This is a genomic window from Streptomyces sp. NPDC000348, assembly GCF_042898795.1.
Classification (GTDB): Bacteria; Actinomycetota; Actinomycetes; order Streptomycetales; family Streptomycetaceae; genus Streptomyces.
On the sequence record NZ_JBIAZD010000002.1, the window covers coordinates 263,235 to 286,573 of the forward strand.

Genomic DNA, 23,339 nt, shown 5'->3' on the forward strand with positions numbered 1-23,339 from the left:
GGGACCGGTCGGCGCTCGCGGCCGGCCGCGAGCGCCGGCGCCGCACCACGGGGACCCGTCCGGCGGCCTGTCCACGGGACGGGCGGAGGCGGAGACGGGGTTCCCGCCCGGACCGGGTTTCCCGCCCGGACCGGGTTTCCCGAAGCCGGGACCGGCGGTTCGGGCAGGATCAGCGGGGCGAGTGCGCCGACACCTCGGGCCAGTGCCCGCACAGCGTACGGACGGTCTCCGCGATCGCCGGGCGGCGGGCCGCCCCGGTGCGCCACAGCGCGTACAGCCGTCGTACGGGCACGGGGTCGAGCGGCACCTCCACCACGCCGGCGGGCAGCGGCCCGCGCCCCAGCCGGGGGATCAGCGCGATACCGAGCCCGGCGGCGACCAGGGCGACCAGGGTCGGGTTCTCGTCGGCCTGGTGGACGATCTCCGGCTCGTGCCCGGCCGTGCGCAGGGTGCGCACCAGCCACTCGTGGCAGACCCGCCCCGGCGGCTGGCAGATCCACCGCTCACCGCCCAGCTCCTCCCGCCGCACCGCGCCGCGCCCCGCGAAGGGATGGTCCCGCGGCACCAGCAGATCGCACAGGTCGTCGCCGATGACCGCCTGCTCCACCCCCACCGGGGCCGGCAGCGGCGCGATGTCCCAGTCGTGCGCGACGACGAGATCGACCGCGCCCTTGGCGACCAGGTCCACGGAGAGGTGCGGGTCGACCTCGGTGAGCCGGGTGTCGAGCGCGGGGTGCCGGCGCGCCAGGTCGGCCAGCACCGGCGGCAGCAGCCCGCGGGCCGCGGAGGCGAACGCGGCGATCGTCAGCCGCCCGGCCGGCACCCCGCGCCGCTCCTCCAGCTCGGTCTCCGCCCGCTCCACGATGGCGATCAGCTCCCGGGCGGCACGCACCAGCTGGTGCGCCTCGTCGGTCAGCCGCACGCCCCGGCCCTCCCGCTCCAGCAGCACGGTCCGCGTCTCCCGCTCCAGCTTGGCGATCTGCTGGGAGACGGCGGACGAGGTGTATCCGAGCGCCGCGGCGGCGGCGCCGACGGTGCCGTGGACGGAGACGGCGTGCAGGGCGCGCAGCCGCTGGAGGTCGAGCATGACGGCTCCCCGATCGATTAGCGGTGCTTCATCCAACCATGCAGGAATCATCGCTGGTGCTGAAGTGTGGCGGGCGGTGATCCTCGACGCATGCGACCTTCCCACCTGTTCCTCGCCGTCCTCGTCACCGCCGTGTGGGGGGTGAACTTCACCGTCATCGAGATCGGGCTCGGCCACTTCCCGCCGCTGCTCTTCTCCGCCCTGCGCTTCCTGGTGGCGGCGCTGCCCGCGGTGTTCCTCGTGGGGCGGCCCAAGGTGGCGTGGAAGTGGATCGTGGGGGTGGGACTCGCGCTGGGGGTGGCCAAGTTCGGGCTGCTGTTCGTCGGCATGGACGCGGGGATGCCGGGCGGACTCTCCTCGCTGGTGCTCCAGGTCCAGGCGGTGTTCACGGCCCTGTTCGCCTTCGTGCTCCTCGGCGAACGCCCCTCCCGGGTGCGGCTGGTGGGCATGGCGGTGGCGCTGGCCGGGATCGGCGTGGCCGCCGTCGACGAGGGCGCCTCGGGCCCGATGGGCGGCTTCGCCCTGGTCGTCGCGGCGGCGGCCTGCTGGGGCGTCTCCAACATCCTCACCCGCAAGGCGGCGCCCCCGGACGCCCTGAACTTCATGATCTGGGTGAGCACGGTGCCGGTGCTGCCGCTGCTGGGCCTGTCGCTGCTGCTGGAGGGCCCGGCGCGGGACCTGGACGCGCTGCGCGGCCTGGACTGGCAGGGCGCGGGCACGGTGCTCTTCGTCGCCTGGGTCGCCACGGTGTTCGGCTTCGGCGCCTGGGGGTGGCTGCTGCGCCGCCACCCCGCCTCCACGGTCGCGCCCTTCTCCCTGCTGGTCCCGGTCTTCGGGATGTCCTCGGCCGCGCTGTTCCTGGGCGAGTCGGTGACCCCGCTGCGGTGGTGCGCGGCGGCCCTGCTGGTGGGCGGGGTGGCACTGGCCTCGGTGACGCCGCGGCGGCCGGCTGCGGGGGCGGTGGAACCCGCCCCACGGGCGGGGGCGCTCGCGGAGGACTCCCCGGCCGTCCGGTGAGGGAGACCGCCTCCGGGAGCGCGGAGCCGTGACGTGTGCGGCTCCGCCGCGCGGGCACACACGACCACGACGCCCCCGCCACCCGGTGTCACGCCCCCGGATCCCGCGGCGCGCCCGTACGAGCCGCTCGGTGTCACGGTCCTGGATCCTGCGACGCCCCCGCCACCCGGCGTCACGCCCCCGGATCCCGCGGCGCCCCGCCCCCGCCACCCGGTGTCACGCCCCCGGATCCCGCGGCGCGCCCCCCGGAGGGTCACGGTGCAGCTCCGGCGTGCTCGCGCCGACGTACACCACCGCCAGCAGGCACAGCAGCCCGCCGGTCACCAGGGCCGCCGCACCGGAGGTCGCGCCCGCCACCAGCCCCGCGCGCATGTTGCCGAGGTGCGGGCCGGCCTGCCCGACGATCTGCTCGGCGGCCGTGACCCGGCCCAGCAGGGCGTCGGGCGTACGGGTCTGCACGATCGTGGTGCGGGAGAGCACCGACAGGGCGTCGGCCCCGCCGGCCACCACCAGCAGCCCCAGCCCGGTCCAGGGGCTGCTCATGAGCCCGAACGAGGCCAGCGCGGCACCCCACACGCCGGCCCCGCACAGCATCACGAGGCCGGGACGGCCCAGGTGGGTCACCGCCCCGGACAGCGCGGACGCCAGCACCCCGCCGATCGCGACCGCCGACAGGAACAGCCCCAGCGTGCGCGGATCACCCCCGAACCGCTCGTCGTTGATCAGCGGGAACAGGCTGACCGGCATCGCCAGGACGGTGGCGGCGAGGTCGGTGACGAGCGCGCCGCGCACCACCCGGTGGCCGGCCAGGAAGCGCAGCCCGTCCAGCACCCCGTGCAGCCCGGCGCGGGACGGCTCGCCCTCGGGCGGCAGCGCGGGCAGCCCGAACGCGCCGTAGAAGGACAGCAGGAAGCTCAGCGCGTCGAGCAGGTAGCAGACGCCGATGCCGAACCAGCCGAGCAGCAGGCCCCCGAGCGCGGGTCCGAGGAGCATCATCGCCTGACCGGTGACCTGGTAGAGCGCGAGCCCGGAGGCCACCTGCTCCTTGGGCAGCAGCCGGGGGACGAACACCCCGGCCGCCGGACCGCCGACCGCCCCGCAGGCGGACTGGGCGGCCACCAGGGCGAGCACCCCGGCCACCGGTACGTTCCCGGCGAACCCCTGGACCGCCAGCAGCAGCGAGCACAGCGCCTGGCCCACCGTCGCCGCCAGGAAGATCCGGCGCCGGTCGCCCCGGTCGGCCCACGCACCGGCGAACAGGCCGAAGCACACCAGCGGCAGCGCCTGCACGAGACCCACCGCGCCGCTCCAGGCCGCGCTGTGCGTCATCTCCCAGACCTGGTACATGACGGTGACCATGGTCATGAAGCCGCCGAGCGTGGACACCGTCCGCCCGATCAGCAGACGCCGGAAGACCGGCGAGGTACGCAGTGGACGCACGTCGATGAACGTGCGCGACAGGCTCATGAGGGCATGGCGGGGGAGCGGCGGGCGTACGGGGGCACGGCGGGGACGCTATCCGGCCGCCGGCCGCCCCGGCCAGTGAATTTCCCGTGCGGTCAGGCCGACTCGGCGAGCAGCCGGGCCAGGTGCTCGCGGCCCGGGGTGAGGAGGCCGGGCAGCGGGGCGGCGTCGGCGTACCAGCGCTTCTCGTACTCCCAGCAGAGCCAGCCGTCCCAGCCGTGCCGGGAGAGGACCTCCACGACGTCGGCCAGCGGCAGGACGCCGTCACCGAGCGGGAGCGGGGTCGTGTCGTCGGCGGAGGCGATGTCCTTGACCTGGACGTAACCGAGGTGGGGGGAGAGCGCCGCGAAACTCTCCACGGGCTGTTCGCCGCCGAGCCAGGTGTGCATCACGTCCCACAGCGCGCCCACCTGGCGGTGGCCGACCAGACCGAGGACCCGCATCGCGTCCGCGCCGGTGCGGTGCGAGTCGTGGGTCTCCAGCAGGATGCGCACGCCCAGGTCGGCGGCGTACTCGGCGGCCGTGCCCAGCCGGCGGGCGGCCGTCGCGTCCGCCTCCTCGGGGCTCTGCCCGGTGCCGCCGCCGGGGAAGACCCGGACGAAGGGGGCGCCGAGGTCCCGGGCGAGGCCGAGGAGGGCACGGATCTCGTCGACCACGGGTCCGTCCTCACCCGGCGCGGCGACCCGGGCGTACCCGGCGAGGCCCAGGATCTCGACGCCGGCGGCCTCGAACCCGGCGGCCACGTCGGCGCGTTGCGCGGGAGTGAGACCGGGGTGGACGGGTTCCTCGGGGTGGGCGCGCAGCTCGACGCCGTGGTAGCCGTGCGCGGTCGCGAGGGCCCGCACGTCGGCGAGGGGCAGGCCGGGGACGCCGAGGGTGGAGAACGCCAGCTTCATGTCATCGGACCCTACCCGCGACCCCCGGTGTCACTCCCCCTCGTCACTCGGGTGTCGCGGCCCGGCGGTAGACGCAGACCTGCGCGCCCGTCTTGGCGGCGGTCGTCGACACCAGCTCGAACGCACGCCTCGCACCGTCCGCGGGGAAGACGGACTTGCCGCCGCCCAGCAGCACCGGCATGACGATCAGCCGCAGCTCGTCCACCAGGTCCTCGCCCAGCAGGGTGCGGACGAGGCCGGTGCTGCCCATCATCGCGAGGTCGCCGCCCTCGGCCGCCTTCAGCTCCCGGATGCGGGCGGCGGCCTCCCCGGCGGGGATCAGCCGGCTGTTGTTCCAGGTCAGGTCGGACTCGCCCAGCGTCCCGGAGACGACGTACTTCGGCAGGCCGTTCATCCGGTCGGCGAAGGGGTCCCCCGCCCGCTGGGTCCAGGCCCCGGCCATGGTCTGCCAGGTCCGCCGCCCGAACAGCAGCGCCTCGGCCTCGGCCAACCCCGCGTCGAAGGCACCGCCGAGCACCTCCGGGTCGAAGTACGGCTGCGACCACCCGCCGTGCGCGAACCCTCCGTCGGTGTCCTCCTCGGGCCCGCCGGGCGCCTGCGACACGCCGTCAAGACTGATGAACTCGGTGACCACGATCCGCATGACCGCTGCTCCTGTTGCCTCACTGGATACCTGACGCGACTACAGACGGTCCCCGCACCCCGAACTCATCGATGACCCCCTCCGAAACTTGGGCACGGACACCCCAGGGGCGCGGGGCCGTAGGGAGGTGCGGCTCCGCCGCGCGGGCGCGGACAGCCCCCACGACCCCGCACCCGGCAACGCACCTCTCAGGGGCACGGGCCCGCGTCGACGTGCGGCCTGCATCGATATGCGGCCCGCGTCGACGTGCGGCTCCGCCGCGTGGGCGCGAAAACCCACCGACCACCCGCACCGGCGGTGCAGGCCCCGGACCCCCGGTCCGGTCAATCCCGCGGCGCCGCGGTGGAGCCCCGCACCATCAGCTCCCCCCGCACCGAGGCGATCCCGCCGGGCGGGGCCTCCTCCCGCCCCCTCGCGATCCGTCCCGCCCGGGCCCCCGCCTCCGCCAGCGGCAACCGCACCGTCGTCAGCGCCGGCACCGCGTCGATGCTGAACGGCAGGTCGTCGAACCCGGCCACCGAGACGTCCTCCGGAATCCGCAGCCCCGCCTCCCGCAGCGCCGCGCACGCCCCCAGCGCGACGGAGTCGTTCGCGGCGACGATGGCCGTCAACGACGGGTCCCTGCGCAGGAGTTCGAGCGTCGCCTCGTACCCCGACCGCCGGTCGTACCGGCCGTGGACGGTCCAGCGCGGGTCCTCCTCGATGCCGTGCGCGGCCAGCGCGTCCCGGTGCCCCTCGAGCCGGTGACGGGTGGTGGTGCGTTCCTGGGGACCCGCGATGTACCCCAGCCGCCGGTGCCCCAGTCCGATGAGGTGCTCGGTGAGTTCCCGCCCGCCGCCGCGGTTGTCGAAGGTCAGCGCGATCGCCCCGGTCTCCGGCGCCGGCGGCCGGCCGCACAGCACCACCCGGGTCCCGGCGTCCGCCAGTTTCCGCAGCTTCGCGTCCATGGCCGCCTTGTGCGGAGCGTCCTCGATCGCGCCACCGGTCAGCACCACGGCCGCCGCCCGCTGCCGCTGGAGCAGCGTGAGATAGGTCAGTTCACGTTCGGGCGAGCCGCCCGTGTTGCACACGACCGCGAGTCTCTCCCCGCCCGCGCGCCCGCCCGGCCCCCCGATCTCCGCCTGGATCGCGCTCGCCATGATCCCGAAGAACGGGTCGGCGATGTCGTTCACCAGGATGCCCACCAGGTCGGAGGTGGCGGCGGCCAGGGCGCTCGCGGGGCCGTTGAGGACGTAGTCCAGCTCGTCCACGGCCTTCAGCACCCGTTCACGGGTGGACGCGGCCACGGGGTAGTTCCCGTTGAGCACCCGCGACACCGTCGCGGGGGAGACCTGCGCGCGAGCCGCCACGTCCGCCAGGGTCACCGTCATGTCTCGTCCTCCGCCTCGCGCGTCCCGCCGTACGCCGTCGTCCACACCCACACACGTGCCCGTGGTTCCGAGCAGACCCTATGGCCATCCGCGCGGCCGTTCGCCCGCTCGAACAACTCGGGGTCCGCCGCGGTCTTGTCCGCACCCCCGTTCAGAGGCTAGCTTCTACATACATAGAAAGCGCTTGCTGTCACGCTCACCAGTGGGGCGTACGCGGCGCGAACCGCGTACGAAGGGAATGACGTGACACGCAAGACGGTGCGTATCGCCATGAACGGTGTGACCGGGCGCATGGGCTACCGCCAGCACCTCGTCCGCTCCATCCTGGCCCTGCGCGAGCAGGGCGGCCTCGACCTCGGTGACGGCACCGTGCTGTGGCCGGAGCCGATCCTGGTCGGCCGCCGCGAGCACGCGCTGAAGGCGCTTGCCGAGCGGCACGGACTCGAGCACGTCTCGACGGACGTGGACGCGGTCCTCGCCGACGAGAGCGTCGACATCTACTTCGACGCACAGGTGACCTCGGCCCGCGAGGAGGCGATCAGGAAGGCGATCGCCGCGGGCAAGCACATCTACACCGAGAAGCCCACCGCCACCGGCCTCGACGGCGCCCTGGAACTCGCCCGCCTGGCGAACGCGGCCGGCGTCAAGCACGGCGTCGTCCAGGACAAGCTGTTCCTCCCCGGCCTGCTCAAGCTGAAGCGCCTCATCGACGGCGGCTTCTTCGGCCGCATCCTCTCGGTGCGCGGCGAGTTCGGCTACTGGGTCTTCGAGGGCGACTGGCAGGAGGCCCAGCGCCCGTCCTGGAACTACCGTTCCGAGGACGGCGGCGGCATCGTCGTCGACATGTTCCCGCACTGGGAGTACGTGCTGCACGAGCTGTTCGGCCGCGTAAGGTCCGTCCAGGCCCTCACCGCCACCCACATCCCGCAGCGCTGGGACGAGAACGGCAAGCCCTACGACGCCACCGCCGACGACGCCGCCTACGGCGTCTTCGAACTCGACGGCGGCGCCATCGCCCAGATCAACTCCTCCTGGACGGTCCGCGTCAACCGCGACGAACTGGTCGAGTTCCAGGTCGACGGCACCGAGGGCTCCGCCGTCGCCGGACTGCGCAACTGCCGCGTCCAGCACCGCTCCGCCACCCCCAAGCCGGTCTGGAACCCGGACATCCCCGCCACCGAGGTCTTCCGCGACCAGTGGCAGGAGGTCCCCGACAACGGCGAGTTCGACAACGGCTTCAAGGCCCAGTGGGAGCTCTTCCTCAAGCACGTCTACGCCGGCGCCCCCTACCACTGGGACCTGCTGGCCGGCGCCCGCGGCGTCCAGCTCGCCGAGCTGGGCCTGAGGTCCTCGGCCGAGGGCCGCCGCCTCGACGTGCCGGAGATCGCGCTGTGACCCTCCACCTGCCCGACGCGAACGGCGCCCTGCGGGCCTACGAGCCCCGCACCGAACCCCGCGCCGTCACCCCCGGAAGCGCTTTCACCTCCCGTACCGTCTTCTCGGCCGCGCACGTGGTCGCCGACCCGTACGCGGACGTGTCGCCCGACTCGCCGGCGGCCGTCGACTGGGACGCCACCCTCGCCTTCCGCCGCCACCTGTGGTCGCACGGCCTGGGCGTCGCCGAGGCCATGGACACCGCGCAGCGCGGCATGGGCCTGGACTGGGCGGGCGCGGCCGAGCTGATCCGCCGCTCCGCCGCCGAGGCGAAGGCCGTCGGCGGCCGCATCGCCTGCGGCGTCGGCACGGACCAGCTCACCGGCGGCACCCTCGCCGAGGTCCGGGCGGCGTACGAGGAACAGCTCGCGGTCGTCGAGGAGTCCGGCGCGCAGGCCATCCTGATGGCCTCCCGCGCCCTCGCCGCGACGGCGCAGGGCCCGGACGACTACCTGGAGGTCTACGGCCACCTGCTCCGCCAGGCCGCCGAGCCCGTGGTCCTGCACTGGCTGGGCCCGATGTTCGACCCGGCGCTGGAGGGCTACTGGGGCTCGTCCGACCTCGACGCGGCCACCGACACCTTCCTGGAGGTCATCGCCGCCCACCCCGACAAGGTCGACGGCATCAAGGTCTCCCTCCTGGACGCCCAGCGCGAGATCGACCTGCGCCGCCGCCTGCCGCAGGGCGTGCGCTGCTACACCGGCGACGACTTCAACTACCCCGAGCTGATCGCCGGCGACGAGCAGGGCTTCAGCCACGCCCTGCTCGGCATCTTCGACCCGCTCGGCCCGCTGGCGGCGGAGGCGGTCCGGGTGCTCGACACCGGGGACACGGAGGGCTTCCGCGCCCTCCTCGACCCCACCGTCGAACTCTCCCGCCACCTCTTCCAGGCCCCGACCCGCTTCTACAAGACGGGCGTGGTCTTCCTGGCCTGGCTGGCCGGCCACCAGTCCCACTTCACGATGGTCGGCGGCCTGCAGTCGGCGCGTTCCCTGCCGCACTTCGCCCGCGCCTACGAACTCGCCGACGGCCTCGGCCTGTTCCCCGACCCCAAGCTCGCCGAGGAACGCATGAGGACCCTGCTGCACCTGTACGGAGTGACCCCATGACCGCCGACCTCGCGCGTTTCAGCATCAACCAGATGACGGTCAGGCAGCTGTCGCTGCCGGAACTCGTCGACGCCTGCCGGGAGCTGGGCGTGCCGGGCGTGGGCCTGTGGCGCGAACCCGTCCAGGCGTACGGCGTCGAGGCGGCGGCCAAGCTGGTGCGCGACGCGGGCCTGGCGGTGACGACGCTGTGCCGGGGCGGCTTCCTCACCGCGACCGACCCCGGCGAGCGGGCCGCCGCCCTGGCGGACAACCGCCGCGCCGTCGACGAGGCGGCCACGCTCGGCACCGACACCCTGGTCCTGGTCTCGGGCGGCCTGCCGGCCGGCTCCAAGGACCTGCGCGGCGCCCGGGAACGCATCGCGGACGCGCTCGCCGAACTCGGCCCCTACGCCGAGGAGCACGGGGTGAGACTGGCCATCGAGCCGCTGCACCCCATGTTCGCCTCCGACCGGTGCGTGGTATCGACGCTCGCCCAGGCCCTGGACATCGCGGAACGCTTCCCCGCCCACCAGGTCGGCGTCACGGTCGACACGTACCACATCTGGTGGGACGACCAGGCCCCCGCGCAGATCGCCCGCGCGGGCGCCCAGGGCCGCATCCACACCTTCCAGCTCGCCGACTGGACCACCCCGCTGCCCGAGGGCGTCCTCAACGGCCGCGGCCAGATCGGCGACGGCGCGATCGACATGCGGGAGTGGAAGGGCTACGTGGAGGCGGCCGGCTACACCGGCCCCATCGAGGTCGAGCTGTTCAACGACGGACTCTGGGCCCGCGACGGCCGCGAGGTCCTCGCCGAGACGGCGGCACGGTTCGTGGAGCACGCGGGGTGACGAACCGGACGGGCTGCTCGTACCGGAGCAGCCCGTCCGTGCCCCGTCCGCCGAGGCACCCGTGCCGGACGGCGGTCCCGGCGGGGACGCCCTCCCCGGCCGTGCCGGCGAGCCCTTCGCGGAGCGCCGCGTGACCGGCGCGCGACCGCGCCGGCCGCCCCGGCGGCGCGGCGGGTCCCGCGGGACGAGAGGGCGGGGCGCGAGGAGCGGGGCACGGCCGCCCCGGCCCGGGCGTGGCGTGTGGTGCGGCCGGCCCGTCACCTGCCGGCGGGGCAGCTGGTCCTGAACGGCACCCCCGACGCGTACCTCGCCCACTCGTCCCGGCTGAGTCCTCCGTTCGCCAGTCCGCACGCGGTGCCGACAGGGTCGGCGCTGAGGGCGGGGAGGGACGCCAGGTCCCAGATCTGGAACGTTCCGTCGCTGCGGGCGGTGACCGCGAGGCGGCCGTCGGGGCTGAAAGTCAGCATCGTCAGTGTCTCGGTGGGGAAGGTGAGCCTGGCGGGGAGGTGGATCCGGCGGAGGTCGCCGATGTCCGCGAACACGACGTCGCCGGAGTCGGTGACGGCCGTGAGCAGGTTCCCGCCGGGATGGAAGACGGGGGCGGTGGTGGAATCCCACTCCTCGCCGGTCACCTTGCCGACCTCGCGCCGCCTGCCCGGGGAGCCGATGTCCGTGAGGCTTATCCCGTCGGCTGTCAGGGACACGTCGGCCACCAGGCGGCCGTCTCCGGAGAGGCCGGCGCCGAGGGGGACGCCCACCAGTTCTCCGTCGGGGGTGAACGCCGCTCTTCCCGCCGACGAGAAGCCTTTGGTCATGCGCAGTCGCTTCGGGTGCCTGCGGTCCGCCAGGTCCCATGTCGCGAGCCACCCTTCGGACCAGAGGGTCTCGCCGCCGTTGGCGACCAGAGTGGTGCCGTCGGGACTGAAACCGATGTGCATCACGTAGCCCGCTTCCCCGCGGTCGATGACGGACAGCTCGCGGGGCCGGGCCGGTACGGTGATGTCCCAGAGTGTGATCCTGCCCCTCCTGTCCGCGCAGGCCAGGGTGGTTCCGTCGGCACTGAGGGCCAGGTCCTGGACGAACGTCCCCATGTCCATGGACGCGAGACGCCTCGGACGGCCCGGTTCCCCGGTGCTCCACAGGTTGACGGTCTGGCCGGAACCGGCGGTGGCCAGCGCCGTGCCGTCGGGTGTGAAGACGGCGGACTGGACGGCGCCGCCTTCGACGAGGGTCGCCAGCAGCCGGGGGCGGCCGCGGGGCGTCAGGCGCCAGCGCATGGTCGCCTGTCCGTCGGCGGACGTGAGGGTGTCGTCGCCGCGGCCGAAGACCAGGTCCTCGGGGGCGCGTTTGTGCCCGCCCAGCGTCGACTGCTTCTTCGGTCTCGCGGGGTCGCGGACGTCCCACACCGTGATCAGTTCGTCGAACGACGCCATGGCGAGCCTGGTCCCCGCCCGGTCGAAGGCGAAGGCGGTGATGAAATCCTTGTGGCCGACCCAGGCTGCCCGCCGCCTGGGCCGGGAGGGGTCGGCGACGTCCCACAGGACGACCTCGTCGGCGCTGCTCTCGGTGGCGAGCAGCCGACCGTCGGGGCTGAACGCGACCTCCTCCTTGACCTCGTCCAGGCGCGCCAGCCGTCGTGGACGCGTGGGCGCGGAGACGTCCCACAAGGTGGCCCCCGAACTGTGGGTGCGGGAGTCGCGGTCGACGGGTTCTTCCTTGTACTGGACCATGCCGGTCGAGCTGACCAGGGTCCGGCCGTCCGGACTGAACGTCACCGCGTGGCCGTCGTACACGCCCCGTTCCACCGCGATCTGCCGGGGAGCCTTTCCGGCGGAGAGCCGCCAGAGCACCATGGACCGCTGGGAGACGGGATCGCCGGCGAACCCCCATCCGACGGCCGCCAGAAGGTCACCACGGGGGCTGAACGCCACCGCGGCGGGATCGTTCTCGAGCCCTTCCGCACGCAGGACGGCCGTGCGACGCGGACGCTCACGGTCGGCGAGTGACCACAGCATCACGGCTCCGGTGTCGCAGGCGGCGGCCAGGGAGCGGCCGTCGGCGCTGAACGCCAGGCCGTTCGGGTACTTCCCGCATCCCGACAGCGAGGCGATCGGCCTGCGGCGGTTGGCGTCCGACACGTCCCACAGCAGGACCCGGCCGTCATGCTCGGCGGCCTGCGTCCGGCCGTCCTGGCTCAGCACGACGTGGTCGGCATCGGTGTCGCCGAGGGAGCCGCCGTTGTACCGGGTGTGTGCCAGCGTCCCGAACACCGCTGCCCGCGACACGGCGGACGGGCGCAACCGGTGCGCGGCGAGCCCCAGCCGCAGGGACAGCCGGGGATCCTCCTCGCGCAGGTTCGCGGCCTCGGCCTCCAGCGCCCGGACCGTGCTGTGCAGCCGTTGCTGCTCGGCGCTCTTCCGCTGCCGGTCGGCGACGGTGCGCTGCCGGTCGGCGACGGTCCGCTGCTCGTCGGCTTCCGTGGACTGCTGGAAGGCGTAGCCCGTCGCCATCAGCGCCAGGCACAGTGCCAGCAGCGCGGTCCGCAGGCGCCAGGTGAGACGCCGGTTCAGCCGTACCTGCCGCTCCCGCCGCGCCAGGTCCGCCGCGAGGCCGGCGTCCACGAACTCCTGCTCGACCGTGGGGAGCCGGCGTTTGCGGCGCAGCTCCTGGGCGGCGTCCAGCTTGATGCCGGTCAGCAGCAGATCCGGGTGGCGTCCCCGGGCGTCCCACTCGCCGGCGTCGTCCGCCAGCCGCTGCCGCTGGACGAGCAGGTCCCCGTCCTCCCTGATCCACTGGCGCAGTTGGGGCCATGCCCGCAGCAGCGCCTCGTGGGAGATGTGCACGTGGTCCCGGTCGGCGCTGATCAGACGGGCCGCGGCAAGCCGCTCGCGTACGGATTCGGTGGCTTCCCGCTGTGTGTCCGACAGGCCGTCCAGCAGACTGTGGACGGGAACCCGCCGCCGTACCACCACTCCGTCCTCGGTCAGGTGAACCAGGCGGAAGAGCAGTTCGCGCAGCGCCTCCCGCTCGGCCGGGGCGAGTCCGTCGTGCAGCCGGTCGGTCGTCGTCGTGACCGCTTGCCAGATGCCGCCCGTCGACTCGTATCCGGCGAGGGTGAGCGTCGTCCCGCTGCGCCGCAGCCAGGTCTCGCGCAGGGCGTGGGCCAGGAAGGGAAGCGCGGCGTCGCGGTCGTGGCCGGTGTCACCGTGGTGCAGATCGTGCAGCAGACGGTCGGTCAGCCCCTCCTCCAGGGTGAGGCCGGCGGCCCGTGCGGGATGTTCGACGCAGACGCGCAGCGCTTCGTCGTCCATCGGACGCACGTTGAACTGTCCGTGCTCCAGGGCGCGGGCGAGTCCGGGGTGGGTCAGGCAGTTGCCGTAGTGGTCGGCCCGCAGGCCGAGCACCACCCGCGGTGGGTCCGCGGTGCCCCGGGGGGACGTCAGGACGTCGATGAAACGGGAGCGTTCCGTCACGTCCGTACAACGGGTGAAGACCTCCTCGAACTGGTCCACGATGAGCAGTCGGTGGCGTTCCCGGCCGGGCAGCGGCTCCGGCAGGCGCCCCTCGGACACGGCCGCGTGCACCTCGTCGGCCGGACGCCCGGTGGCCCTGCCCCAGGCTTCGGCCAGGGCGTGCAGGGGACGGGGTCCGGGCGCGGGCAGCAGCACGGCAGGCCACGGCGGACGGCCGGGCCCGGACCGTTCCGCGCGCCGCCGCTCCAACCCGGCCAGCAGCCCCGCGGTGAGCAGCGACGTCTTGCCCACGCCTGATCCGCCGACGAGGACGACCGGGCCGGTGGCGTCACCGGCGCACACGGTGTCCAGCAAGCGCCGGGTGAGGTCCTCCCGGCCGAAGAAGTGACGGGCGTCCGTGGTGGCGAAGGGCTCCATGCCGGGGTAGGGGCAGGGCACGTCGGTGGGTGGGTCGGCGGCACGGGGCGGCTCGGTGTAGGCCCGGTTGCGGACCAGCCGCAGTGAACCGAGCGTGCCCTCGCTCTGCCTCCAGGGGCGGATCGGACCTCCCTGGAAGGCACGGTCCACCGCGGCGTACAGCCCGTCCAGGGTGAGCCACGGGGAGCCCGCCGGGTCGCCCTCGGTCAACACGTCGAGCAGCCGCCCGCCGAACAGGGTGTGTCTGCGCCCCTCGGGCGCGTACGACAGGTCGTACCAGGAGGCCGAACTGAGGAGATGGCTCCCGCCGGGGCGGGTGACGACGAACGGCGGGGGTCCCGCCGCCCGTCCGCCGGGCGCCTTCGCCCGGCCCGAGTAGCAGCAGTCGAGGATGACGACGCTGCCCCCGGGCGCTTCGGTGAGCAGGTTCCTGACGGTGCTGTAGGGGACCGCGTCGGCGACCGACTCCGGCGACCGGCTGGCCCGGGTGGCGAGGTACAGCTCGTCCGAGGGGCCCAGGATGCCGTGGCCCACGTAGCACAGCAGGATCGGCCCGGCCGCCTCGCGGACGGCGCCTTCCACCGCCGCGACGACGGCTCCCTGAGTGGCGTCGGCGGGCAGGCGGTGCACGCGCCCGCGCAGGCCGCAGGCGTCTTCCAGGACCGTCGCCCAGTCGTCGAGGGTGGTGGCGACCGCCGGGAGGGCGGGCAGTGTGGAGCCGGGAGCGTGATCCGGCGTGCCGACGAGGATCGCGTGCGCGCCCAGTGCCGCGAGGTCACCGGTGTCGTCGTCGGCACCGCTCCTGCCCGGTGCGGGATCCGGCGTCGGCACGGTCTACTCCCGCTCCGGGCCGTTCTCGTCGAGGGACGCCGTGATCTCGCGGACGAGGTCCGCCCGTTGCCGGGGCGTGAGGTTCCTGGCCCGCGTCGAGGTGACGGTGACCTGGGTGCCGTCGGGGCGGGTCACGGTGACCGTGCACTCGGTCCGGCGGGCCGCCAGCCAGGTGACCAGGCCCGCGGCGAACGTGGTGAGGACTCCGCCCGGTTCGAGGAGGGCGAGCAGGGCCTCGCCGGGCAGTCCCATGGCACCCGGCGGCAGCGGTGCCGAGCCGTCGGTACGGACCCGGCCGCGCAGCTCCGGCTCCGTCGCGAGGTGTCTTCGCAACTCGTGCACGCCGCCCTCCGCCGCCGTGCCGCCGACGCTGATTCCCACCCGCACTTCCGTCACCCCCGTACCCTGCCCACCGGGGCAGTCCCTCGTCCTCCGCGGACGGCGCGAGCCGTGCGGTGCCGGGCCGGACGCCGACATCCGCCGGCACCGCACGCCGCTTCCCCCCGTTCCCCCGTGCGTGCGCAGCCCCCACTGCGCACAGGCACCAGCATGCGTCCGCCGGACGCCCGGATCCTTGACCGTCCGTGCAGGGATCTTGTCGATTCCGGCAGGGACGGGACGGCGCCCTACCGGCTCGCGTGGTGTCGGTGGTCCGTCGGCGTCATGCCGTACGCGCGGCGGAAGGCGCGGCTGAAGGTGGCCGCGTCGGTGAAGCCCCACCGCGCGGCGATCGCGTGGACGGAGCGGCCCCGCAGCCGGGGGTCGGCCAGGTCACGGCGGCACCGCTCCAGCCGGCGGTGGCGGATCCAGGCCGCCGGGGCCTCGCCCTCCGCCGCGAACAGCTGGTGCAGGTGCCGTACCGAGATGCCGTGGGCCGCCGCGACGGTCGCCGGGGACAGCGACGGATCGCCCAGGTTCCGGTCGATGAAGTCCCGGATCCGGGTGCGCAGGGCGCGCCGGCGGGACTCCGGCGGCAGCGCGTCCTCGGAGTCCACGCAGTGGCCGAGCACGGAGGCGAGCAGATCCGTGGTCACCGAGGCCAGCGCCGGCACGTCCGCCTCGGTGAACTCGTCGGCCCGCCGGGCGACATCGGCCAGCCAGCGCCGCAGCGCGCCGCCCATGCCCCGGTCCACCGGCACCGGCACCGCCAGCAGGCGGCGCATCGCGCGCGGCGGCAGCGGGAGCCGGGACCGGGGCATGCTGACGACCACCGTCGTGGACCGCTGCGACGTCCTGTTGATGCGGACGTCGTACGGCAGGCTGGTGTCGGCCATGATGAGCTGCCCCACCCCGAACACCGCCTCGGTGCCGTCCTGCGCCATACCGCCGTCGCCGGCGAGCTGGCAGTTGATCTGCAGGGACTCGGGGTCGAAGCGCCGGATGGTGCGGGGCGTGCGCACGGTGTCCAGGTGCGGCAGGCTCAGCTCGGCGATCTGCAGGTCCCCGAGCGGCAGGACCCGCATCGTGGCCCGGAAGTCGTCGCTGCGCTCACTGCGCAGCAGGTTCGGCACGTGCGTCCGGGTGGCGACGTCCTGCCACAGATCCCACCGCTCGGCGGGAGGCACCACCTCGGTCCGGAACTCCTGTACCAGCATCCCCACACGCCCCCACCGCGTACCGGACGACCGCGTCCTGCCCAGGGGGACATCGTAGGGAACCGGGCCGGAAAAATTCCGGGGAGACCGTGCAACCCTCCCCGCACCTCGCGGGTCGTACTCGGCGTCAGGACTTCTGGGAGGGGACCCGGGGGGGATCGAGGGGTTCTGACGGGGGAGGGACGAGGGGGCCCGGTCGACGGACCGGGCCCCCTCGAAGTGTCCGCGCCCCCGTGCGTACGGCCGGCCTCAGAAGAACACGCCGCAGCGCAGCAGCACGTTCGCGTACGGCCGCGCCTCGCCGGTGCGGACGACGAGCCGCGTGCCGGCGCTCAGCTCCTTGAGCCGCTCGTGCGGGACCAGCGCGAGACCGGGGAAGCGGTCCGCCAGCAGCCCGGCGGCCGCCGGATTGGCGTCCCGCACCTCGGCGGCGGCCGTGGCGCCCTCGACGACCAGCTCCTCCAGCAGCCCCTCCAGCACCTCGGCGAACGACGGCACCCCCGCGCGGAACGCCAGGTCCACCACGCGCGGCCCGTCGGGTATCGGCATCCCGGCGTCGCACACCAGCACCCCGTCCCCGTGCCCGAGCTCGGCCAGGGCGCCGGCCAGGTGCCGGTTCAGGATTCCGTGCCTCTTCACCGGACGCCTCCTTCCGGGCCCACGCAGGACGCGCCGTCCGGTCCCGGGCCGGGGGTCCGGGGGCCGTCCCCCGGGCCAGCACCGCACAGCGCCGCGACCTCCGCCGCCGTCGGGAAGGACACCTGCGCGCCCTCCCTGGTGACCGTCGCCGCCCCCACCCGGGCCGCGTACGCCGCCGCCCGCGCGAGCGGCTCGCCCGCGCCCAGCCGCCAGGCCAGCGCGGCGGTGAACGCGTCACCCGCCCCGGTGGTGTCCACGGCGTGCACCGTGACGGACGGGACGCGGTGGACGCCCTCCGCGGAGGCCACCAGCGCGCCCTCGCCGCCCAGCGTCACCACCACCGAACGCGGGCCCTCCGCCAGCAGCAGCCGCGCCCAGTCCTCGGGCCCGTCGCCCACCCCGGCGGTGTCGCCCAGGATCACCTTCGCCTCGTGCTCGTTGACGATCAGCGGGTCGCAGGCCGCCAGCACCTCCGCCGGGAGCGGGCGCGGCGGGGACGGGTTCAGCACGAACCGGCTGCCCGGCGCCAGGCTCCGCACCGCCTCCACCACCGTCTCCAGCGGGATCTCCAGCTGCGCGGAGACCACCCGGGAGGCGTGGAACAGGCTCCCGGCCGCCCGCACGTCCGCCGGCGTCAGCCGGCCGTTGGCGCCCGGGGAGACGACGATGCTGTTGTCCCCCGACGGGTCCACCGTGATCAGCGCGACCCCGGTGGGCGCCCCGCCCACCAGCACGCCCGCCGTGTCCACCCCGGCCGTCCGCTGCGAGTCCAGCAGCAGCCGCCCGTGCCCGTCGTCGCCGACCCGCGCCAGCAGGGCCGTACGGGCGCCGAGCCGGGCGGCCGCGACCGCCTGGTTCGCGCCCTTGCCGCCCGGGTGGACGGCCAGGTCGGAGCCGAGCACCGTCTCCCCGGCGCCCGGCCGGCGCTCGACCCCGACCACCAGGTCGGCGTTGGCCGATCCCACGACCAGGAGGTCGTAGTCGTACATGAATCGCTCCCCGATCCGAGTGAATCCGAGTAGTCCGAGTAGTCCGAGTAGTCCGTGTAACGCGAGTGGTCCGGGTGGACCCGAGTGGGGGCGGGCGGTCGACGTGACCGCCCGCCCGTGTGCCCCGGGGCCCGGGGACCGGCGTCAGCCCTCGAAGCCGGCCACGTTCTCCCTGGTGACCACCTTCACCGGAACCTTCACCGTGTCCTCCACCTTCTTGTCCTCGGCGGCCCGCAGCGCGTTCCGTACCGCGATCCTGCCGAGTTCCGACGGCTGCTGCGCGACGGAGGCGTACAGCGTGCCCGCCCCGACCGCCTTCAGCCCGTCCGGCGTGCCGTCGAAGCCGACGACCTGGACCGACTTCCCGGCCTTGGAGCCGAGCGCCTTGATCGCGCCGAGCGCCATCTCGTCGTTCTCCGCGAAGACGCCGTCGACGTCGGGGTGCGCCTGGAGCAGGTTCGTCATCACGTCCAGGCCCTTGGTGCGGTCGAAGTCCGCGGGCTGCTTGGCGACGACCTTGATGCCCGGGTAGTCCTTCAGGCCCTCGGCGAAGCCCGCGCCGCGCTCGCGGCTGGCGGAGGTACCGGCCTGCCCCTGCAGGATCACGATCGTGCCCTTGCCGCCGAGCTTCTCGGCGAGCGCCCTGGCGCCCAGCGCGCCGCCCTCGACGTTGTCGGAGGCGACCAGCGCGGCCGTGTCCGCCCCGTTGACCCCGCGGTCCACGGCGACGACCGGGATGCCGGCCTTGTTGGCGCCGCGCACCGAGGGACCGGCCGCGTCGGAGTCCACCGGGTTGACGACGACCGCGGAGAGCGAGCCGCTGGTGAAGTTCTGCAGCTGGTTGGCCTGCTGGGAGGCGTCGTTCTGCGCGTCGGTGACGGTCAGGTCGACGCCCAGCTTCTCCGCCTCCTCCTCGGCCCCGGCGCGGATCTGCACGAAGAACGGGTTGTTGAGCGTCGACAGCGACAGGCCGATCCTCTGCGTCTTCGCGGCCGAGGAGTCGTTGTGCAGCAGCGAGGTCGCGCCGACGACGGCCACCGCGACGACCGCGGCGATGACGTACGTCAGTGCCTGCCTGCCCCTGTTCCCGCCCCCGGACGCCCCGGCCGCCGGGGTGGCCGCGCCCGCCTTGCGGCGCAGCGTGTCGAACAGCACCGCCAGCGCGATCACGACGCCGATGACGACCTGCTGCCAGAACGCGGAGACGGAGAGCAGGTTGAGGCCGTTGCGCAGCACCGCGAGGATCAGCGCGCCGATCAGCGTGCCCGACGCCTTGCCGGTGCCGCCCGCGAGGGAGGCGCCGCCGATGACGACGGCGGCGATCGCGTCCAGCTCGTAGCCCTGCGCGGCCTGCGGCTGCGCGGAGGAGAGCCGGGAGGCGAGCACGATGCCCGCGGCGGCGGCGAACAGGCCGGAGAACGCGTAGATGGCGAGCTTCTGCCGCTTCACCCGCAGGCCCGACAGCCGCGCGGCCTCCTCGTTGCCGCCGATGGCGTACATGGAACGGCCGATGTACGTCCGTCCGAGCACGAAGGCGGTCAGCAGCCCCATGACGACCATCACGAGCACCGGCACCGGCAGCCAGCCGCCCAGCGTGTCGCCCAGGTGGGAGACGGAGTCCGGGAAGGGGATCGGGGAGCCCTGCGAGATCACGAGCGACAGACCGCGCCCCACCGACAGCATGGCCAGCGTCGCGATGAACGGCGGCAGCTTCCCGTACGAGATGAGGAAACCGTTCACCAGACCGCAGGCGATGCCCGTCGCGACGGCCAGGAGGACCGCCAGGGCGACCGGGATCCCGGCCTCGGTCGCGCTCCACGCCAGCACGGTGGCGGAGAGCGCGGCGACCGAGCCGACCGACAGGTCGATGCCCGCCGAGACGATCACGAAGGTGACGCCGAAGGCGAGGATCGCGGTCACGGCGGCCTGGACGCCGACGTTGAGGAGGTTGTCGGCGGTCAGGAAGTCCCCGGACAGCGCCGACATGGCGATCACGAGGACGATCAGCGCGGTCAGCGCGCCGTTGTCGAGGAGCAGGCGGCGCAGGCCGGCCGTGGCGCCGCCCTGCGCGCCCGGCGTGCCCTTGAGCGTGTCAGTGGCCACGGGAGGCCTCCGTTCCGTTGGTGTGAGTGCTGACGGCGAGGGCCATCACGGCGTCCTGGGTGGCCTGTTCGGCGGTGAGTTCGCCCGCGACGCGCCCCTGCGCCATGACCACCACCCGGTCGCTCATGCCGAGCACCTCCGGCAGATCGCTGGAGATCATGAGCACGGCGGCTCCGGCGGCCGTCAGTTCGTTGATGAGCTGGTAGATCTCGACCTTGGCGCCGACGTCGATGCCGCGCGTCGGCTCGTCGAGGATCAGCACCTTGGTGTCCGCCAGCAGCCACTTGCCGATGACGACCTTCTGCTGATTGCCGCCGGAGAGCGTCCGCACGTGCTGCCCGAGCCCGGCCATCCGCACGCCGAGCTGCCCGGCGATCCGCTCGGCGGCCTCGTGCTGCCCCTTGAGGTCGACGAGCCCCGCGCGGGAGGCGGACCGCAGGGTGACCAGGCCGAGGTTCTCCTCGACGGAGGCGTCGAGCACCAGCCCCTGCCCCTTGCGGTCCTCGGGCACCAGCCCGATCCCGGCCGCCATGGCGGCGTTCACGTCGTGGCGCCGCAGCGGCGCCCCCGCGACGTGCACGGCCCCGGCGTCGTACGGGTCGGCCCCGAACACCGCCCGGACCACCTCCGTCCGCCCGGCCCCGACGAGCCCCGCGATGCCGACGACCTCACCGGCCCGCACCTCGAAGCCCACGTCGTGGAAGACGCCGTCGCGCGTCAGCCCTTCGACCCTGAGCAGCGCGTCACCGGCCTCGGCGCGCTCGCGCGGGTACTGCTGCTCGATCGACCGCCCGACCATGAGCCGTACCAGCTCGTCCTCGGGCGTGGACGCGGGCACCTGGCCGACGCTGCGGCCGTCCCGGATGACGGTGACCCGGTCGCCGAGGGCGGCGATCTCCTCCAGGTGGTGGGTGATGAAGACGATCCCGACGCCGTCCTCGCGCAGCCGCCGCACGATCGCGAACAGCTTCTCGACCTCCTCGGAGGTCAGCACGGCGGTCGGCTCGTCCATGACGAGCACGCGCGCGTCCAGGCTGAGCGCCTTGGCGATCTCGACCATCTGCAGGCGCGCGATGCCGAGTTCACGCACCCGCGCGCGGGGCGGGACGTCCACCCCGACCCGCTTCAGCAGCACCTCGGCGTCCGCGTCCATCCGCTTCCGGTCGATCATCCCGAACCGGCGCGGCTGCCGCCCGAGGAAGATGTTCTCGGCGACCGTCAGATCGGGGACCAGGTTGAACTCCTGGTAGATGGTGGCGATCCCGAGCCGCTCGGAGTCCTGCGCACCGTGGATGCGCACCTCCTCGCCGCCGACCACGATGCGGCCGGCGTCGGGCGTGTAGGCGCCGGAGAGCATCTTGATCAGCGTGCTCTTGCCGGCGCCGTTCTCGCCGAGGAGCACGTGCACCTCGCCCCGGCGCAGGTCGAAGTCGACGCCGTCGAGCGCGACCACGCCGGGGAAGGTCTTGCGGATGCCCTCGATGCGCAGCAACTCGTCCGGGTTGCTCACGACGTACTCCTTCGTACGGGGGACGGGGACGGGGTGGGGGCCGGCTCGCCGCACGAGCGGCGTACGACGAGCCGGGCGGGCAGGGTCACGGACTCGCCGGGCCGGCCCTCGACACGGTCGACCAGCGCGCGCACGGCGGCCCGCCCCAGTGCGCCCGTGGGCTGGGCGATCGCGGTGACCGGCGGGTCGGTGTGCACGAACCAGGGGATGTCGTCGAACGCGGCCAGCGCGAGGTCGTCGGGCACCCGCAGCCCGCGCGCGCGTACGGCGTCCAGCGCGCCGAGCGCCATCAGGTTGTCGGCGGCGAACACGACCTCGGGCGGCTCGGCCAGGTCGAGGAAGCCCTCGGTGACCCGGCGCCCGCTGGCGGCCTGGAAGTCGCCCTGGCCGATGTAGGCGTCGGGGAGGGCGAGCCCGTACGCGCCGAGCGCCTCCCGGAAGGCGTCCACGCGCTCGCGGCCGGTCGTGGTGGCGGCCGGCCCGGCGATGATCGCGAGCCGCCGGTGCCCGAGCCCGTACAGGTGCGCGACCAGGTCCCGCACCGCGCCGCGCCCGTCCGACCTGACGACGGGCACGTCCACACCGGGGATCCACCGGTCGACGAAGACCATGGGCGTGCCCGCGCGGGCGGCGTCCAGCATGCGCGGCGAGCCGCCGTCGGTGGGGGAGACGAGCAGACCGTCGATGCGGCGGTCCAGCAGGGTGGTGACGTGGTGGTCCTGGAGGTCGGGCCGCTCGTCGGCGTTGCCGATGATCACGCTGTACCCGAGCGCGCGGGCCTCCTCCTCCACGGAGCGGGCCAGCTCGGTGAAGTACGGGTTCATCACGTCGCTGATGACCAGCCCGAGGGTGCGGGTCTGATCGGTGCGCAGGGACCGGGCGACGGCGTTCGGACGGTAGCCCAGCGCCTCGACGGCGGCCAGCACGCGCCTGCGGGCGTCCGCGCTGACCGACGGATGGTCGTTCAGGACGCGCGACACCGTGGCGACGGACACCCCGGCCTGCGCGGCGACGTCCTTGATACTCGCCATCGCCGCTCCACCTCCTCGTGGAATCGATTACACGGAGGATTGGAATCGATTACACGAGGGGCTGACAAGGGGGTGGGGGGTGGCCGAAATCGAATCGTGATCGGGGTGGGGGAGTGCCGCGGGGGTCGGCCGTGGGGGGCGCCCGCTGGAACTGTGGCCGTTGGGCCACTCGCTTCTTTGCCAGTGTCGTGCTTCCGCGAGCCGCGTCAAGGGCGCTGCGTTCCGCTGCGCTCCACTCCGCGTCGGCTGCGCCGATGGCCCTGCGGGCCACCCTTGACCCGGCTCGCTCCAGCACGGGGGAGAAGCGAGCGAGCGGCCCGGAAGAACGGGTGGCCGACGCGTGCCTGCGATCCGAGGCCCGCCGGTCGGTCACCCGGGGCCGGCGGTACGCGGTCGCGCCTCGCCCGCACGCCGGGCCGTCTCGGCGGTGAGCGGCGGGTGGGAGGCGGGCCGTTTCGGCGGTGAGCGGCGGGTGGGAGGCGGGCCGTTTCGGCGGTGAGCGGCGGGTGGGAGGCGGGCCGTTTGGGCAGTGAGCGGCGGGTGGGCGGAGCGGATGTCGCACCGGGTGTGGTGGCGGGTGTCGCACCGGGTGTGGTGGCGGCACGCCGGCCGGCTTGGCGGCCATCGCCCAGTCGCACGGCCATGCCGGACGACTGACGACCTGCCGATCGGCTCGGCAGCCACCGCTGAGTGGAGAAACGCTCCAATCACCTGACCGCACACCGGACTGGGCCCAGTAACTGCCGGTCAGCGAGCGCCTGTCGAGTGCTGATGAGGTACTGATTGGAGCGAATCTCCACCGCCGAGCCGCCAGAAGCCAGAAGGCAGGGGTCTGGAGTGGTGGCGAAAAGCGTGAACACTTGGGCCCGAAGTGTTCACGCCTTCAGAGGCGGGGTCCGGA

At 74.0% G+C, this 23,339-nt stretch carries 17 protein-coding genes; 4 read left to right on the forward strand and 13 right to left on the reverse strand.

The features are described 5' to 3' along the window. Positions 1 to 169: 169 nt before the first annotated feature. Positions 170 to 1,087, reverse strand: coding sequence for a LysR family transcriptional regulator (locus tag ACFY3N_RS05075; RefSeq protein ID WP_390815246.1), 918 nt, complete (start codon positions 1,085 to 1,087; stop codon positions 170 to 172). A 90-nt stretch (positions 1,088 to 1,177) separates the two neighbouring features. Here ACFY3N_RS05075 and ACFY3N_RS05080 point away from each other — a divergent pair, with 90 nt between their 5' ends. Continuing rightward, positions 1,178 to 2,104, forward strand: coding sequence for an EamA family transporter (locus ACFY3N_RS05080; protein WP_390815247.1), 927 nt, complete (start codon positions 1,178 to 1,180; stop codon positions 2,102 to 2,104). A 216-nt stretch (positions 2,105 to 2,320) separates the two neighbouring features. Here ACFY3N_RS05080 and ACFY3N_RS05085 read toward each other — a convergent pair whose 3' ends face one another. The 4 genes from ACFY3N_RS05085 to ACFY3N_RS05100 form a co-directional block, all read right to left on the reverse strand. Next, complete coding sequence (locus ACFY3N_RS05085; protein WP_390815248.1) at positions 2,321 to 3,571, reverse strand: MFS transporter; 1,251 nt, start codon at positions 3,569 to 3,571, stop codon at positions 2,321 to 2,323. Between the two features lie 92 nt (positions 3,572 to 3,663). Further along, positions 3,664 to 4,464 (reverse strand): sugar phosphate isomerase/epimerase family protein, encoded by an 801-nt coding sequence (locus tag ACFY3N_RS05090; protein ID WP_390815249.1) that lies wholly within the window; start codon positions 4,462 to 4,464, stop codon positions 3,664 to 3,666. Between the two features lie 43 nt (positions 4,465 to 4,507). Continuing rightward, the gene (locus tag ACFY3N_RS05095; RefSeq protein ID WP_390815250.1) at positions 4,508 to 5,107 is read right to left on the reverse strand and encodes a dihydrofolate reductase family protein; all 600 of its coding nucleotides are present in this window, start codon (positions 5,105 to 5,107) and stop codon (positions 4,508 to 4,510) included. A 323-nt stretch (positions 5,108 to 5,430) separates the two neighbouring features. Further along, a complete protein-coding gene (locus ACFY3N_RS05100) occupies positions 5,431 to 6,477 on the reverse strand; it encodes a LacI family DNA-binding transcriptional regulator (RefSeq protein ID WP_390815251.1) in 1,047 nt (348 codons plus the stop codon). A gap of 243 nt (positions 6,478 to 6,720) precedes the next feature. Between ACFY3N_RS05100 and ACFY3N_RS05105 the strand changes: the two genes are divergently transcribed. The 3 genes from ACFY3N_RS05105 to ACFY3N_RS05115 are packed head-to-tail and all read left to right on the forward strand — an operon-like array spanning position 6,721 to position 9,850. After that, positions 6,721 to 7,872: a Gfo/Idh/MocA family protein gene (locus tag ACFY3N_RS05105; protein ID WP_390815252.1), complete on the forward strand. Its 1,152-nt coding sequence runs from the start codon at positions 6,721 to 6,723 to the stop codon at positions 7,870 to 7,872. After that, entirely contained in the window at positions 7,869 to 9,020 is a 1,152-nt protein-coding gene (locus ACFY3N_RS05110; protein ID WP_390815253.1) for a dihydrodipicolinate synthase family protein, read from the forward strand. Before ACFY3N_RS05105 ends, ACFY3N_RS05110 begins: the two co-directional genes overlap by 4 nt. Then, positions 9,017 to 9,850, forward strand: coding sequence for a sugar phosphate isomerase/epimerase family protein (locus tag ACFY3N_RS05115; RefSeq protein WP_390815254.1), 834 nt, complete (start codon positions 9,017 to 9,019; stop codon positions 9,848 to 9,850). The genes ACFY3N_RS05110 and ACFY3N_RS05115 overlap by 4 nt, the downstream gene beginning before the upstream one ends. A gap of 257 nt (positions 9,851 to 10,107) precedes the next feature. Here the strand turns inward: ACFY3N_RS05115 and ACFY3N_RS05120 are convergent, their stop codons facing one another. From ACFY3N_RS05120 to ACFY3N_RS05155, 8 genes are all read right to left on the reverse strand, one after another. Next, positions 10,108 to 14,571, reverse strand: coding sequence for a hypothetical protein (locus tag ACFY3N_RS05120; protein WP_390815255.1), 4,464 nt, complete (start codon positions 14,569 to 14,571; stop codon positions 10,108 to 10,110). 3 nt (positions 14,572 to 14,574) lie between these two features. Beyond that, a complete protein-coding gene (locus tag ACFY3N_RS05125) occupies positions 14,575 to 14,967 on the reverse strand; it encodes a hypothetical protein (protein ID WP_390815256.1) in 393 nt (130 codons plus the stop codon). A 230-nt stretch (positions 14,968 to 15,197) separates the two neighbouring features. Then, complete coding sequence (locus tag ACFY3N_RS05130) at positions 15,198 to 16,166, reverse strand: helix-turn-helix domain-containing protein (protein WP_390815558.1); 969 nt, start codon at positions 16,164 to 16,166, stop codon at positions 15,198 to 15,200. Positions 16,167 to 16,415: 249 nt separating this feature from the next. Beyond that, complete coding sequence (gene rbsD / locus ACFY3N_RS05135; protein WP_390815257.1) at positions 16,416 to 16,805, reverse strand: D-ribose pyranase; 390 nt, start codon at positions 16,803 to 16,805, stop codon at positions 16,416 to 16,418. Then, positions 16,802 to 17,794 carry a ribokinase gene (locus tag ACFY3N_RS05140; RefSeq protein ID WP_390815258.1) on the reverse strand — a complete coding sequence of 331 codons (993 nt, stop codon included), beginning with the start codon at positions 17,792 to 17,794 and terminating at the stop codon, positions 16,802 to 16,804. The genes rbsD and ACFY3N_RS05140 overlap by 4 nt, the downstream gene beginning before the upstream one ends. 144 nt (positions 17,795 to 17,938) lie before the next feature. Next, on the reverse strand, positions 17,939 to 19,897 hold the full coding sequence (locus ACFY3N_RS05145) for a substrate-binding domain-containing protein (protein ID WP_390815259.1): 1,959 nt from the start codon (positions 19,895 to 19,897) through the stop codon (positions 17,939 to 17,941). Further along, the gene (locus tag ACFY3N_RS05150; protein WP_390815260.1) at positions 19,887 to 21,407 is read right to left on the reverse strand and encodes a sugar ABC transporter ATP-binding protein; all 1,521 of its coding nucleotides are present in this window, start codon (positions 21,405 to 21,407) and stop codon (positions 19,887 to 19,889) included. Before ACFY3N_RS05150 ends, ACFY3N_RS05145 begins: the two co-directional genes overlap by 11 nt. Further along, positions 21,404 to 22,438 carry a LacI family DNA-binding transcriptional regulator gene (locus tag ACFY3N_RS05155; RefSeq protein WP_390815261.1) on the reverse strand — a complete coding sequence of 345 codons (1,035 nt, stop codon included), beginning with the start codon at positions 22,436 to 22,438 and terminating at the stop codon, positions 21,404 to 21,406. The genes ACFY3N_RS05150 and ACFY3N_RS05155 overlap by 4 nt, the downstream gene beginning before the upstream one ends. Positions 22,439 to 23,339: the final 901 nt, after the last annotated feature.